Source organism: Micromonospora cabrerizensis (assembly GCF_022230955.1).
Classification (GTDB): Bacteria; Actinomycetota; Actinomycetes; order Mycobacteriales; family Micromonosporaceae; genus Micromonospora; species Micromonospora cabrerizensis.
In genome coordinates this window covers 61,848-76,189 of sequence record NZ_JAKKFI010000116.1, presented here as the reverse complement: position 1 = coordinate 76,189, position 14,342 = coordinate 61,848, and the positions used below count along the sequence as shown (strand labels likewise).

The following is a 14,342-nucleotide window of genomic DNA, read 5'->3' as shown; positions in this document are numbered from 1 at the left end:
GATCGTCGGGGTGGGCGGCGGGGGGGGGGGGCTGGGCGGGGTCGTTGGCAGCATCTCGGGTGGTGGGAAGTGCCAGGGGTGGCTGGAGCTGGGCCTGGCGATGTTGGAGCAGCTTGCCGGGATGTCGACCACGGCGGCCAGCCTGGAGTCGATCGTCCTGGACGAGGGCTTCGGCACGCTGGACGCGGCCACCCTGGACACGGTGGCCGCCACCCTGGAGAACCTGGCCGCCCGGGGCGACCGGATGGTCGGCGTGGTCACCCACGTGCCGGCGCTGGCCGAACGCATCCCGGTCCGGTTCGAGGTGCGCAAGGATGCGCGTTCGGCGCGCGTAGAGCGGACGGGCCGGTGAGCGCGAGGAGTGCAGCGCAGCGGAGCCCCGCAGTCGCGAACGGAAGGCAGGGCCGGTGAGCGACGCCGCGTTCTTCGTCGACTCGTGGGATCCGGCGTACGGGGCGTCGTTCGAGGCGTCCGCTGCCGGGCCGGCCGCGCCGAGCAGCGCGCAGGTCGACGCGGACGCGGAGGTGCCCGCTGTCGACTGGCGGGCGATCGGGGTGCGGTCGGGGGTCCGGGCGCCCGACGTGGTGCTGCTGGTCGACGGGGTGCGCCGCATCGACGCGAGCATCTGGACGGCCGAGACCGACGGCGGGTCGTTTCCCGGGTTGGCCGCCTCGTACGCGGCCGGGGTGGTCCGGTGCGACCTGGGCCGGGGCGCGGCGCAGTTGGCCGGCACCCGGGTCGCGCGGGGTCTGTTCACCGCGAGCCCGTCGGCGCAGGACGTGGTGGCGGGTGCGATCCGGTACCCGGTGCACCGGGTCGGTGGCACCGGTGAGCTGGCGAAGTTGCCGGCCGCGGTGCAGGGCCCGCTGACCGCGCTGGAGGTGGCGGTGTCCGACGCGGCCCGGGTCGACGGTGACCTGCTGGTGGTGGACGGCCCGTTGCGGAGTCGCCGGCAGTTGCCGCGCACCCTGGGTTACATCAAGACCCAGCACAGCCAGTACCTGGATGCCCGGCTGACCGCTGTGGTGACCGGTCTGGCGTCGGGTGAGCGGTCGCCGGTGTTCCGGCTCGGCACCGCCTGGGGTGGCTGGTCGTGGTATCTGCGGTTGCCGGTGGCGGTCGGTGCGCCGTGGGCGGGCATCGTCCGGGTGGAGTGCTCGGCCGAGCTGCCCGTCGAGGCGGCGATCGAGCTGGCCGACCTGTCGCTGGTCACCCTGCCGCGTTTCGCCTCCACCCCGTACAAGGATCCGCGCGCCCCACAGAATCTGGTTCCGATCGCCGGTCTGGAGCGCCGACTGCGTGCCCTGCTCGGTGATTCCCGACTGTTGCACCGCGCGTTGACCGCCGCGGCGCGCGCCGCGCGGTAGACGGGCACGGGTCACGATGGGACGTAAACGGGCGGCTGACCGGGTGGTCGAGCAGGTGGACACCGGGCAGGCCGAACTCGTTCCGGACCCGGACCGGGCGGGCTCGTGGACGCTGCTACTGGACGGCGCGCCGCAGTCGCATGTCGACCTGACCGACCCCACCCACCTGGAATTCGAGTACGTGCGACGGCTGGCCGCCGCCGTGGATCTGATCGCGCCGGCCGGTGAGCCGTTGCGGGTGCTGCATCTGGGCGGTGGGGCCCTGACCCTGCCCCGGTACGTCTCCGCCACCCGGGCCGGGTCGACGCAGCGGGTGTCCGAGGTGGACGGCGCGTTGGTGGAGCTGGTGCGACGGGCGTTGCCGTGGCCGTCGGACGCCCGGCTGCGGGTCCGGGTGGAGGACGCGCGGGCGGTGTTGACCTCCACCCGCGACGCCAGCTACGACGTGGTGGTCGCCGACGTGTTCGCCGGTGCCCGCACCCCGGCTCATCTGACCTCCGTGGAGTACGCGGCGGAGGTGGCCCGGGTGCTCCGCCCCGCGGGGTGGTATCTGGCGAACCTGGCCGACGGCCCACCGCTGCGGCACGCCCGCGCGCAGGTCGCCACGGTCCGATCGGTGCTGCCGCAGGCCTGCCTGGTGGGGGACGCGGCGGTGCTGCGTGGCCGCCGGTACGGCAATCTGGTGCTGGTCGCCGGGCGGGTCACCCCGCCGGTGCCGGAGCTGACCCGACGCGCCGCCGGTGACTGGTTCCCGGGTCGGGTGGTGGCCGGCGACGACCTGGACCGCTTCGCCGGTGGTTCCCCGATCGTCCGGGACGCCGACGCGACGGGCTCCGATCCCCCGCCTCCAGGGCTGTTCTCGGTCCGCCGCTGACCACCACCCGGGCAGCGGCGCGAAACTTTTTTCGCGGTTTGTTGATCCGTTCGGGGCGGTGGCGCGTACCACCGGGCGGCCCACCTCGTGGGCCGGCGTTGGTGACGGACATCCCGGAGGTCTGCATGCATGCGGTGGCGGCCGGTTGGCATGGCGACGCGGTACGCGCGGACTGGTTGTCGGCGCGGTCCTCGTCGCGGCCGACCCCCTCTGCCCGAGGGGTCGACGCGCACGCGACGTCTCGCCAGAATGGTCCGGTGACGCCGCGACCGGCGCCCGGGCGCCATCAGGCGACGTCAACCGAGGCGAGCCACTCCGACCAGTTGATCCGCTTGCTCTACGCCGAGCACGCCGGTCCGTTGCTGATGTTCGTCATGCGTCTCACCGGGGGGGACCGCCAGCGTGCGGAGGACATCGTCCAGGAGACGCTGCTGCGGGCCTGGCGCAACGCGCACCGCCTCGGCACGCAGGGGCAGGGCTCGCTGCGACCCTGGCTGGTCACGGTGGCCCGCCGGATCGCCATCGACGAGCACCGCAGCCAGGAGGCCCGGCCCCCGGAGACGTACGACCGGGACCTCACCGCGTTCGCCGAGGCGGACAGCACCGACCGGGTGTTGCGCACCATGACGGTGGCGGACGCGCTGCGTACTCTCAGTCAGTCGCACCGGGAAATTCTCATCTCGACGTACTTCCGGGGGCGGACGGTGCCGGAGGCCGCCGAGGAGCTGGGGCTACCGCTCGGCACCGCCAAGTCGAGGGTCTACTACGCGCTGCGCGCGCTGCGCACGGCTCTGCAGGAGCGGGGGGTGACAGAATGAGCCGGCCGGACCACATGGACGTCGCGGCGTACGCGCTCGGTGTGCTCGACGAGCAGGATACCGAGCGGTTCGAGGAGCATCTCGCGACCTGCTGGGCGTGTGCGGCGGAGTTGGAGACGATGGTGCCGGTGGTCGGGCTGCTCTCCGACATCGACGGCGAGACGATGATGGCGCTGGAGCAGACGGCGACCGATCCGGCGCTGCTGAACCGGACGCTGGGCGCGGTGCGGACCGACCGTCGCCGTACCCGGTTCCGGCAGATGTTGGCGACCGCCGCCGCGGTGGTGGTCTTCGGCGGGCTGAGCGGGTACGGGTTCGTCAGCGTGACGGACAGCGGGTCGACTCCGGTCGCCGGTCCGACGTCGAACGCACCGATCGACCCGCAGACCAGCGGGCCGACTGCTCCGCCGAGCGGCCCGGGTGTGGGTGGCACGGAGGAGGAGGGCGACCAGGTCGACGCGACCGACCCGACCACGGGCGTGCAGACGACGGTGTTCCTGGTCAAGCGGGAATACGGCACCCGGATCAATTTCAGCCTGCGCAAGCTGCCCGGCCCGCGCGTCTGCCGGCTGGTGGTGGTGCGCAAGAACGCCGACCCCGAGGTGATCTCGACCTGGTCGGTGCCGGAGGGTGGCTACGGCACCAACACCCGCCCGCAGGGGCTTGAGTTGAGCGCTTCGACGTCTGCCCTGGTGAGTGACATCAAACAACTCCAGGTGCAGTCGGTCGACGCCAATGGTGTGGCGAGTCCGCTGGTCACGGTGCCCATGTAGTCTCGCGGACGTTTCGGCGCCGGTCATTGTCACAATGGCCGGCGCCGATCCGTCGTTGTGGAGACCTTTCTCCTGCGGGGGCGTACGCAGCGCCGCCCCGAACGGTTCAATCAAAGAACGTGAAATTGACCACTGTTACTTCTTCAACCTTGACAGCCCACTTCCCGTACCTATGGGTGAACTGCCAAGAATGAGGAGGGCACGTGGCACAGATGAAGCGGACCGTCATCGTCGCGAGCGCGATGGTCGCACTAACGGCCTGCGCTCCCGCAGGTTACGACGGGGCGAACTCGAGCGCGGCCGAGCCGGTCGCCGTCGCCGCGGCCGAGCCCACCGCGTCGGTTGAACCCGAGGCGTCGGCGTCCGCGGAGGCGCCCGCCGCCGACGCGCCGCCCGCGAACGTCGACCTGACCGAGAAGTTGGTCGGCAAGAGCGTCGCCCGGATGGGCAAGGTGGTCACCGACCAGGACGGTTGGATCCTGTACCGCTTCGACAAGGACACCGCCGACCCGCCGTCGTCGAACTGCGTCGACAAGTGCGCCGAGGTGTGGCCCCCGGCGCTGACCGACGGCAACCCGCAGCTCACCGGCGTCTCCGACGACAAGGTCAGCAGCGTGACCCGCCAGGACGGCACCCGTCAGCTGACCGTCGGCGGCTGGCCCGTGTACCGCTACATCGGCGACAAGAAGCCCGGCCAGTGGAAGGGCCAGGCTGTTGGTGGCACCTGGTTCGTGGTCCAGCCGGACGGCAAGAAGAACCTCAGCTGCCTGCCCACCTCCACGCCGAAGGCGGTCGCACCGCCGGCGGCGAGCGGCGCGAACGACGCCGGGGGCTCGGGCTACTCGTACTGAACCGGTACACCACGAGGACGCGGTGGTCGGTCGTCGCCGGGGAGGGCGCGACCGGCCACCGGTTGTACGCGGGACGTCGGCACACCGGTGGTGCCGACGTCCCGCCCGTTCGTGGCAGAGTTGGCGGCGTGACCGAGACTGAACCCGCCGCGACCAGGGTGTTGCGTCCCCCGGTCGGCTATCGGCTGGCTGCCTCGGTGCGCGCGCTCACCTTCAGCCCGTACGACCCGTGCGCACGTATCGCCGCCGGCACCTTCTGGTGGGCCACCCGCACCCCGGACGGCCCCGCCACCCTGGCACTGCGCGCCGCCGGCGGGGAGTTGCTGGCGGAGGGTTACGGTCCGGGCGCCGAGCACGTCCTGGGTCGCGCCGACGCGATCGCCGGGCTGCGCGACGACCTGACCGGCTTCGCCGAGTTGGCCGCGGCACATCCGCTGGTCGCCCGGCTGGCCCGGGAGCACCGAGGGCTCCGGATGCCGGCGACCGGGCAGGTCTTCCCTCGGCTGCTGCGCGCGGTCTTCGAGCAGAAGGTCACCGGCAAGGAGGCGTACCGGGCGTACGCGGCGACCGTGCGGCACTTCCGGGAGCCGGCCCCCGGCCCGCTTCAGCCGCTGCTCCTGCCACCCGAGGCCGCCGCGGTGGCCGCCACCCCGTACTGGGTGTTCCACCCGTTCGGGGTCGAGCAGCGCCGAGCCGACACGCTGCGTCGCGCCGCAGCGCTCGCCGACCGGTTGGAGCGCAGCGCCGACGCCACCGACGCGACCCGCCGGCTGACCGCCATCGCGGGCATCGGTCCGTGGACGGCCGCCGAGGTGGTCCGGATCGCGTACGGGGACCCGGACGCGGTCAGCGTCGGCGACTTCCACATCCCGAACACGGTCGCCTGGGCTCTCGCCGGCGAGCCGCGGGGCGACGACGCCCGGATGTTGGCGCTGCTGGAGCCGTTCCGGGGTCACCGGGGGCGGGTGTGCCTGCTGTTGGAGGCCGCCGGTCTGCGCGCGCCGAAGTACGGCCCGCGCGCGCCGATCCGCTCGTTCGCCGGGTACTGACCCGCACAACGCCGCGGCGGGCGTAAAGGACACCGCACAGCGCCGCGCCGGACGTAAAGGACACCGCTCAGCGCCGCACTGGGCGTAAAGGACGCCGACGCCGGATAAGGCACGCACGAAAACGATGACCCCCGGTTGATCTACCATTCGGCCGTTTGTCGCCGACACGGGGCGATCCGCCCTTTCCGTACCCCGTTGTTGCGATCGTTCGCGCACCTCCAGGGGCCTGGCGCGCCCATAGAAATGCATTGACAACAAATCGATGTCGGCTTACGTCTGATTTATTGCCATACGACAACTACCCACAGTTAATGCTTGACTGTTCTATGTGGAGCTACCTAAGGTTTTGACCATCCATTTTTCACGGCGAGCTGGAGGTTCGCGGATGAGTCATGCCCTTTTCAACAAATTGCACAGCGGTTGGAAAAAGAAATTGAGCGCCGTCGCGGTGTCGGCCCTTGCCGCCGCCACGCTGCCCACCCTGGCCACGCCGGCCCAGGCCGCACCGCCGAACGCGCCGAGCGCCGCGGTGAACTGCGGGACGCAGCAGATGGACGAAGCAGCGGCGATGGCCACGGCTCGCGCCTGCGGCACGGCGGTGGAGAATCTGGCTGGTCGTTCGGAGACCACCGACGTCTTCGCCAACCCCGACGGCACCTGGACGGCCAAGATCCACGCCGGACCGGTGCGGATGCGCGACGCCAAGGGCGCGCTGATCCCCATCGACCTCACCATGCGCGCGGGGGCGGACGGTTCGGTCGCACCGGTGGCCCATCCGGCGGGTCTACGCCTCTCCGGCCCGGTGGAGGCGGGCGAGCACGACGTGCTCAGCATCGTGGTCGGCGGCAAGAACGTCAGCATCGGGTGGAACGGCAAACTGCCGAAGCCGGTGCTGACCGGCAACCGGGCCGTCTACCAGGAGGTACGCCCGGGTGTCGACCTGGTGGTCGAGGCGACCCGCACCTCGGTGGAGCAGTTCTTCATCGTGAAGAGCCCGGCCGCGGCGGAGCACGTCGCCGAACTGCAACTGCCGGTGCGGGCCACCGGGCTGACGACCAAGGCCGACGGCAACGGTGGTCTGCTCTTCGTCGACGCCGCCGGCACGACGGTGGGGACGCTCCCGACCCCGGAGATGTGGGACTCGGCGATCGACCCGACCACCGGCAGCCCCAAGCGGCAGATCCGGATCCCCACCCGGCAGACCAGCCGTAGCGCTGGCGTGACGGATCTGACCCTCGCGCCGGACAGGTCGTTCTTCACCGACCCGGCGACGGTCTACCCGGTGACGGTGGACCCGCAGATCAACCCGTTGGGCGTCAGCTTCGACACCTACGTGCGGGAGAACGACACCGTCGGCCGCTCCGGCTCGAACGACCTCCAGATCGGCCTGACCAGCGGCAACGTCGCCCGCTCGTTCATCCACTGGAACACCGCGCCGCTGGTGGGCCGGCAGGTCCTCTCCGGCACCTTCTACTTCTACAACTGGTTCTCGCAGTCCTGCACCGCCGCGCAGTGGGAGATGTGGACGACCGACGCGGCGAACGCCAACAGCCGGTGGGGCAACCAGCCGGCGTGGCGCAACCGCGAGGTGACCAGCACCGCGACGAAGGGACACAACTCGTCCTGCGCCGACGGCTGGGTGTCGGTCAGCGGCACCTCGTTCCTCCAGCGGGCCGTGGGAGCCGGCAAGTCGACGTCGCCCATGGGTCTGCGGGCCACCGACGAGACCTCGGTGAACAGCATCGGCTTCAAGCAGTTCCGCTCCAGCCAGCCGTCCGAGCCGGAGCAGCAGGGCCAGCAGCCCTACGCGGTGGTGAACTACAACAGCTACCCGAACGCGCTGGACCCGCTGAAGTTGCAGCCGGGTGACGCGGCCGAGACGGAGACCCGGACGCCGACCATGCGCGGTGTCTTCAGCGACCCGGACGGCGGCACCGGCCGGGTCGACTACGAGGTCTACGACCGGACCGGCGCCACGCTCAAGACGTCGGGGTCCGGGTCGACCGTCGCCAACGGCAGCGAGTCGAACTGGGCCGTGCCGTCGGGCAAGCTGGACGCGAACACCACCTACCGGTGGCGGGCCCGTGGCCACGACGGCAGCCTCGCCGGCCCGTGGTCCGGCTGGCGCTTCATGACCACCTCCGACGGGTCACCCGTCGGCGACCAGGGTCGGTTCTCCTTCCAGGACCAGAACCTGACCGACAAGCTGCAACTGCGCGTCAACGTCGCCAACGGCAACCTCCTGCTCAAGGCCACCGACCTCCAGATCCACGGCACCGGCACGGATCTGATGGTGGACCGTTACTACAACTCCCGGTCCACCAGGGTGTCCAGCCTCGGCAAGGGCTGGAGCCTGGGCACCGCCCAGGACGTCAAGCTGACGTTCTCCTCGTCCGACCACTCCACGTCGGACGTCACCTACCAGGCGCCGAGCGGGTTCACCGCGAAGTTCATCAACTCCGCGGCCAACAGCTGGCGTACCCCGCCGAGCCTGGACGCGAAGCTGACCCGCAACACCTCGACCGGCGAGTTCCGGCTGAAGTTCGACAAGAGCGAGGGCAGCTTCTACTTCGCCGACTCCACCGGCCGGCTGCTGCGTACCCAGGACAAGAACGACAACAAGATCACCTTCGGGTACAACGCGTCCGGCAACGTCGACACGATCACCGACACCCAGAGCCGGGTCGTCCGGCTGGCCTACACGAATGACCGGCTGACCTCGGTGTCCGACCCGACGGGCCGGCAGGTTCTGTTCACCTACAACTCCGCCAAGGACCTGGAGACGGTCACCGACGCCGCCGGCGGCGTGAGCCACTTCGAGTACAACGCCGACCGCCTGTCCAAGATCACTACGCCGGGTGGTCGGGTCACCAACCTGGGCTACGAGCCCGACTCGTCGCGGATGCTGGACTACTACGAGCAGGTCAACCCGGGCGGCACTCCCGCGGAGGCCCGGTACGTCTTCACCTACTCGGCGGGCACGACGAAGGTGACCAGCCCCAACGGCCACGTCACCTCGGACACCTCCGACGGGATCACCACCCACACGTACGAGACCCGGGACCGCATCACCAAGGTCACCGACGCGCTCGGCCACGGGCGGTCGAAGAAGTACAACGCCAACGACAACGTCGAGACGTTGACCGACTCCCTGACCAACACCACCACCTTCGAGTACGACCCGAACACCAACAACATGACGTCGGCCGGCATCGCCACCGGCGCCAAGTCCACCATGAGTTACAGCAACACCTCGCACCCCTACTCGCCCAGTGGTGGGGCGGACGCCCAGGGCAACACCCTGGCCTTCTCGTACGACGCGGCCGGCAACAAGACCGCGACCGAGAGTTCGCAGTACCCGGGGCAGAAGATCGACGAGCTGGACTACAACGACAACGGCACCGTCAACTGGCGCGAGGACGCCAAGGACGTCCGCACCAACTACACCTACGACGCCAAGGGCAACCTGACCAAGGTCGACAACCCCGCTCCGCTGGGGGACGTCACCATCGTTCCCGACACGCTGTCCCGGATGCGGGAGGAGACCGACGGCAAGGGACAGAAGAACGTCTACGACTACGACAATCTCGACCGGGTCAAGAAGATCACCTTCCAGGACGGCAAGACGGTGCAGTACACCTACGACGCCGACGGCAACCTGAAGGAGATCATCGACCCCAGCGGCCTCACCGTGCTGACCTACGACGGGTTCGGTCGCCCCACCGGCAAGACGTCCCCCGGGGCCGGCACGATCACGTACGGCTACGACCGCAACGGGAACCTCACCACGTTCGTCGACTCGGGCGGCACGGTGACGTACACCTACGACCAGGTGAACCTGCTCAAGTCGGTGCAGGAGCCCGGCGCGCCGAAGGCCGTCACGTTCTCCTACGACGACAACAACCGCCGCCGGTTCATGTACCTGCCGACGACGCCGCAGATCACCGTGGAGATGAAGTACGACAAGGCAGGTCGCCAGACCTCCATCGTCGCCACCAACGACTCCACCTCGGCGAAACTGTCGACCTTCACCTACGACTACACCAAGGCCGGCGTCGACACCACGCTGAAGCAGACGTCGACCGACTCCTCCGGCACCACCAGCTACGCCTACGACAAGCTCAACCGGTTGAAGAGCGCCAGCGGGCCGGGGTCGTTCGCCCGTAGCTACGACTACGACAGCAACTACAACCGCACGTCGAAGACGGAGAACGGCAGCACCACGTCCTACTCCTACAACAACGCCCACCAGCTCACCGACGCCGGCTCGACCAGCTACTCGTACGACAACAACGGCAACCTGACGAGCACCTCGTCCGGGTGGGCGCTCTCGTACAACACGATGGACCAGAGCACGTCGATCACCAAGCCGGGCGGAACGCCACTGAGCCCGATGACCTACGGCGGCATCTCCCAGAACGAGCGGCGGACGGCGGGCACCACCTCGTTCAGCAGCTCGGCACTGGGCGTCAACTCGGTGACCTCCCCGGCCGGCGCGGCCGTTCCGGTCGGTGCCGACTCGGTCAACCCCGCGGCGGGCACCACCCACCACTACACCCGCGACAACACCGGCGGGCTGATCAGCCTGCGGACGAACGGCGCACGCTACTACTACCTGGTCGACGGGCTCGGCTCGGTCGTCGGCCTGGTGAACAGCTCCGCCACCAAGGTCAACTCCTACAGCTACGACCCGTACGGCGTCCAGCTGTCCGCCAGTCAGCAGATCGCCAACCCGTGGCGCTACGTCTCGGGCCACTACGACGGCTCCACCGGGCTCACCAAGTTCGGCGCCCGTTACTACGACCCGGGGCTGGGCCGGTTCACCCAGCGCGATCCGAGTGGCAAGGATCTTCCGTACACCTATGCCAGCGCCGACCCGGCCAACAACGCGGACCCATCAGGCCTGCTGACCGAATCGGCGGCTCTGGAGTTCTGCTTCGCCGTCTGCCTCTCGGTCGGTTACGCCAGTGACGACCAGGGCAACAGTGGGTTCAACTTCAGCTACGGCGTGGGCATCGGCACGGGGCCGGGCGTCAACTACACCGCTCAACCGGGCTCGCTGCAGGAGGGCATGGGCGCCAGCGGCTCCTGCGCGGCGGGGCCGGTAGGGGGATCGGTGAGCGAGGACCTGGAGGGTAACGACACCTACGGTTATGCCGCCAGCACCGGTGCCGGCTGCAGTCTGGGTATGCAGCACCAGTTCTGAGCATCGGGTTCGGTCAGGTGAAACTCGGCGGAGGGTCCGGAACGTCCGGGCCCTCCGCCGCTCGTCTCAGCGCCGCCGCTTGAGCATGATGTAGCCGAGGAAGACGGCCAGGAGGAGGAAGATGACGACGCCGATCGCCGTGACCGATCCGGAGACCGGCGTCTTCTTGTCCGCCAGCAGGTCAGTCGCCGCGAGGGACAGGTCGGATGCCAACAGCTCTCTCATTGATCCTCCTCAGTGGACGCTGGCCATCTTCTACCCCGCCTCCTCGGTTCTCACACCACCGCAGCGCAACCGGCGCGCAACCGTGCGTCAGGGGCTCGCGCAGAGCCGGCGCAGGGTACGACCGAGCCACCAGGCGTACGTGTGCTGCACCGCCCGGACAGCCGGGCCGCCGGCACGGGTGAACCAGCGGGCCGGGAGGCTGAACGCGCGTACCTCGAACCAGACCGTGCCGTCGGCCTCGCGGCCGACCACGAACGCCTCCTCGCCCCGCTCCGGATGCCCGGTCAGGCTTCCGTAGCCGAAGCCCGCGAGGGTCGTCGACTCCTCGCTCCAGATCACCCGACACGGCCCCCAGACACGGGCCGGGCCGAGGCCCAGGCCAGCACTGACCAGCACCCCCTCGGTGGCGCGTGCGGCGGTGGTGCGCATCCGGACCCCGGCGGCGCGGTGCAGCCGCCAGCTCAGCACCGCCTCGGCCGCCGTGTCGAAGCAGCCCGCCGGCAACGGGTACCGGTGGCGCAGGTGGTGGTAGCCGCCGGGCAGCGGCCCGTGCCGGGTCCGCCCCACCTCCGGGTACGTCAGCTCGGCCACCACTCCCCCTCGTCTCGGCTGGACACGGGCCAGCGTACGGCCGCCGTGGGTGGGGCCGCGCGACGACGACACCGGCGGTCGTGGTGTGCTGCCCCGATGAGCGTCGAGGCGAGCATCGTCCCGGCCGGTGTCGCGGACGCCGGCGAGATCCTCACCGTGCAGCGGGCCGCGTACCTGACCGAGGCACAGCACTACGGTGACCCGTTCCTGCCGCCGCTGACCGAGACCCTGAACGAGGTCCGGGCGGCGTTGACCGGCCCGGGCATCGTTCTCGCGGCCCGGCTGGGGCCCCGACTGGTCGGCTCTGTGAGAGCCCACCTGGCCGGGGACACCGCGCACGTCGGGCGCCTCTCGGTGGCCCCGGACCAGCAGGGTCAGGGGGTCGGCGCGCGGCTGCTCACCGCGATCGAGGTGGCCTGCGCCGGCCGGGTGGCCCTGTTCACCCTCTTCACCGGCGGGGACAGCGCGCGCAACCTGCGGCTGTACGAGCGGCACGGCTACCGGATCGTGGCGCACCGGCCGGACCCGAACGGCATCCGGTTGGCGGTGCTGGAGAAGCCGGCGGTCAGCCCTGCTCGCTCCGACGCCTGAGCCCGTCGGCCTCCAGACGCAGGTAGCGCCGGAGCAGGTCGCCGTAGAGCCAACCGATCACGCCGGCCAGCGGCCCGGACTGGGCGATGGCCAGCTCGACCCGGGTGCGCCCGTCGGGCAGCGGCAGCAGTCGGTGCTCGCCGCGGGTGCGTACCCCCGGGGTGTGCGAGACCCAGGCGAAATCCCGGCCCTCGGTCAGCTCGGTGACCCGCCACACCGCCGGCCGCAGCTTCGGCTGGGTCAACCGGGCCGTCGCGCCGACGGCGAGCGGCCCCGGCTCCCCCCGTTCGGCCCGCGACACCGAGGCCGTCCACTCCGGCCAGCGCGGCACGTCGACCAGCACCGCCCACACCTGCTCGACGTCGGCGGCGATCTCCGTGTCTGCCTCGAACCGCATCACGTCCCCCTCCCGGCGGCGCCATCCGGCGCCTGCCACGCATGCAGACGAGGCTGCCGGGTTGATCGTGACTCCGGCATCCACCGGGTGGCCGATCATCGGCCGGGCCGCGCACGGGCCGGCGAGCGGGGATCAGGCCGCCTCGCGCAGGTCGGCCAGGCTCAGCGGGGTATGCCGGCGCAACAGCTCCTCCAACTCCGGCACCGAACCGACCTCGCCGAGCACGTTGCGGCCGCCGCCGAACCGCTCGGGGTAACGCCGGGTCAGCCGGTAGCGGTAGCGGCCCCGGATCAGCTCGACGCTCACCCGCCACCGCCCGCAGCAGTCACAGACCCACTCGGACACCCCGCGAAAGTAGCTCTGACCTGCGGTTATCCGATTCGGTCGGTCGTGACGAGCAGCGCAGCGACGGACACGCCACCCCGGTGCTCACGGTGATCTGCCTCACGACTGTCGGCACCGTCTGATTGACTGGCGCCGTGGACCTGCCGATCAACCCGCCGGTCGAGCCGATGCTGGCCAAGAGCGTGCCCAAGCTGCCCACCACCCCCGGGGTGACCTACGAGCCCAAGTGGGACGGGTTCCGGTGCATCGTGTTCCGCGACGGCGACGAGGTCGAGCTGTCCAGCCGGGGCGGCAAGTCGATGACGCGCTACTTCCCCGAGGTGGTCGAGCAGGCCCGCCGGCAGCTGCCCGAGCGGTGCGCGGTCGACGGCGAGCTGATCGTGATCCGGCGCGACGGGCCGAGCGGCCAGCCGCGGCTGGATTTCGAGCTGCTGGCCCAGCGCGTCCACCCGGCCGCGTCGCGGGTGAAGATGCTGGCCGAGACCACGCCGGCCGACTTCGTCGCGTTCGACCTGTTGGCGATCGGCGACGAGGCGCTGCTCGACCAGCCCTACCCGCGCCGCCGGCAGCGGTTGGTCGAGGCGCTGGCCGGGGTGCGACCGCCGGTGCACGTCACCCAGGTCACCACCGATCCGGAGACGGCGCGCCGCTGGTTCGACGTGTTCGAGGGAGCCGGGCTGGACGGGCTGATCGTCAAGCCGGCCGACCTGCCGTACGAGCCGGGCAAACGGCTGATGTTCAAGGTCAAGCACGCCCGCACCGCCGACGCCGTGGTGGCCGGGTTCCGCTGGCACAAGTCCGGCCCGGTGGTGGGCTCGCTGCTGCTCGGCCTCTACGACGACTCCGGGGTCCTGCACCACGTGGGCGTGAGCGCGTCGTTCAGCATGGCCCGCCGCGCCGAGCTGCTGGACGAGCTGGCGCCCTACCGGGACACCGGAGGCGAGCACCCGTGGGTGCACGGCGACCACGAACGCGGCCAACGCATCCCGGGCGGGGTGAGCCGGTGGACCGGCACGAAGAACCTGGAGTGGGAGCCGGTGCGCCCGGAGCTGGTGGTCGAGGTGGGCTACGACGCGATGGAGGGCGAGCGGTTCCGGCACACCGCCCAGTTCGTCCGCTGGCGCCCGGACCGCGACCCCCGCTCCTGCCGCTACGACCAGCTCGACCGCCCGATCCGCTTCGATGTGGACCAGGTGCTGCGCGGCGACCCGACGGCCACCGTGGACCGAGCCGCCAGCGGTCCGGCGTAACCTGG

General features: G+C 70.6%; 13 protein-coding genes and 1 pseudogene. 10 read left to right on the top strand and 4 right to left on the bottom strand.

What is annotated here, in order from left to right; all coding sequences use genetic code 11:
* From LADH09A_RS29745 to LADH09A_RS29710, 8 genes and pseudogenes are all read left to right on the top strand, one after another.
* Window positions 1-352, top strand: a pseudogene (locus LADH09A_RS29745) (AAA family ATPase); the annotation flags it as partial.
* A 55-nt stretch (window positions 353-407) separates the two neighbouring features.
* Entirely contained in the window at window positions 408-1,367 is a 960-nt protein-coding gene (locus tag LADH09A_RS29740) for a hypothetical protein (protein WP_238648981.1), read from the top strand.
* 16 nt (window positions 1,368-1,383) lie between these two features.
* Window positions 1,384-2,241 (top strand): spermidine synthase, encoded by an 858-nt coding sequence (locus LADH09A_RS29735; protein WP_238648980.1) that lies wholly within the window; start codon window positions 1,384-1,386, stop codon window positions 2,239-2,241.
* 125 nt (window positions 2,242-2,366) lie between these two features.
* The gene (locus tag LADH09A_RS29730; protein WP_179782751.1) at window positions 2,367-3,059 is read left to right on the top strand and encodes a sigma-70 family RNA polymerase sigma factor; all 693 of its coding nucleotides are present in this window, start codon (window positions 2,367-2,369) and stop codon (window positions 3,057-3,059) included.
* Entirely contained in the window at window positions 3,056-3,832 is a 777-nt protein-coding gene (locus tag LADH09A_RS29725; protein ID WP_238648979.1) for an anti-sigma factor family protein, read from the top strand. The genes LADH09A_RS29730 and LADH09A_RS29725 overlap by 4 nt, the downstream gene beginning before the upstream one ends.
* A gap of 203 nt (window positions 3,833-4,035) precedes the next feature.
* The gene (locus LADH09A_RS29720; protein ID WP_238648978.1) at window positions 4,036-4,683 is read left to right on the top strand and encodes a hypothetical protein; all 648 of its coding nucleotides are present in this window, start codon (window positions 4,036-4,038) and stop codon (window positions 4,681-4,683) included.
* Window positions 4,684-4,811: 128 nt separating this feature from the next.
* Window positions 4,812-5,732, top strand: coding sequence for a DNA-3-methyladenine glycosylase family protein (locus LADH09A_RS29715; RefSeq protein WP_238648977.1), 921 nt, complete (start codon window positions 4,812-4,814; stop codon window positions 5,730-5,732).
* A 385-nt stretch (window positions 5,733-6,117) separates the two neighbouring features.
* The gene (locus tag LADH09A_RS29710) at window positions 6,118-10,938 is read left to right on the top strand and encodes an RHS repeat-associated core domain-containing protein (RefSeq protein ID WP_238648976.1); all 4,821 of its coding nucleotides are present in this window, start codon (window positions 6,118-6,120) and stop codon (window positions 10,936-10,938) included.
* 66 nt (window positions 10,939-11,004) lie between these two features.
* Here the strand turns inward: LADH09A_RS29710 and LADH09A_RS29705 are convergent, their stop codons facing one another.
* Entirely contained in the window at window positions 11,005-11,163 is a 159-nt protein-coding gene (locus tag LADH09A_RS29705; RefSeq protein WP_238648975.1) for a hypothetical protein, read from the bottom strand.
* A gap of 87 nt (window positions 11,164-11,250) precedes the next feature.
* Entirely contained in the window at window positions 11,251-11,754 is a 504-nt protein-coding gene (locus LADH09A_RS29700; RefSeq protein ID WP_238648974.1) for a DUF1990 domain-containing protein, read from the bottom strand.
* A gap of 96 nt (window positions 11,755-11,850) precedes the next feature.
* On the opposite strand from LADH09A_RS29700, the gene LADH09A_RS29695 reads away from it, so the two are divergent.
* A complete protein-coding gene (locus LADH09A_RS29695) occupies window positions 11,851-12,345 on the top strand; it encodes a GNAT family N-acetyltransferase (protein ID WP_238648973.1) in 495 nt (164 codons plus the stop codon).
* On the opposite strand, the gene LADH09A_RS29690 is transcribed toward LADH09A_RS29695, so the two are convergent.
* Together LADH09A_RS29690 and LADH09A_RS29685 are read right to left on the bottom strand one after the other, a co-directional pair.
* Complete coding sequence (locus LADH09A_RS29690) at window positions 12,320-12,742, bottom strand: SRPBCC family protein (protein WP_238648972.1); 423 nt, start codon at window positions 12,740-12,742, stop codon at window positions 12,320-12,322. The two genes, LADH09A_RS29695 and LADH09A_RS29690, sit on opposite strands and share 26 nt — an antisense overlap.
* A 132-nt stretch (window positions 12,743-12,874) precedes the next feature.
* On the bottom strand, window positions 12,875-13,087 hold the full coding sequence (locus tag LADH09A_RS29685; protein ID WP_238648971.1) for a hypothetical protein: 213 nt from the start codon (window positions 13,085-13,087) through the stop codon (window positions 12,875-12,877).
* 134 nt (window positions 13,088-13,221) lie between these two features.
* Here LADH09A_RS29685 and LADH09A_RS29680 point away from each other — a divergent pair, with 134 nt between their 5' ends.
* Complete coding sequence (locus tag LADH09A_RS29680; protein WP_238648970.1) at window positions 13,222-14,337, top strand: ATP-dependent DNA ligase; 1,116 nt, start codon at window positions 13,222-13,224, stop codon at window positions 14,335-14,337.
* Window positions 14,338-14,342: the final 5 nt, after the last annotated feature.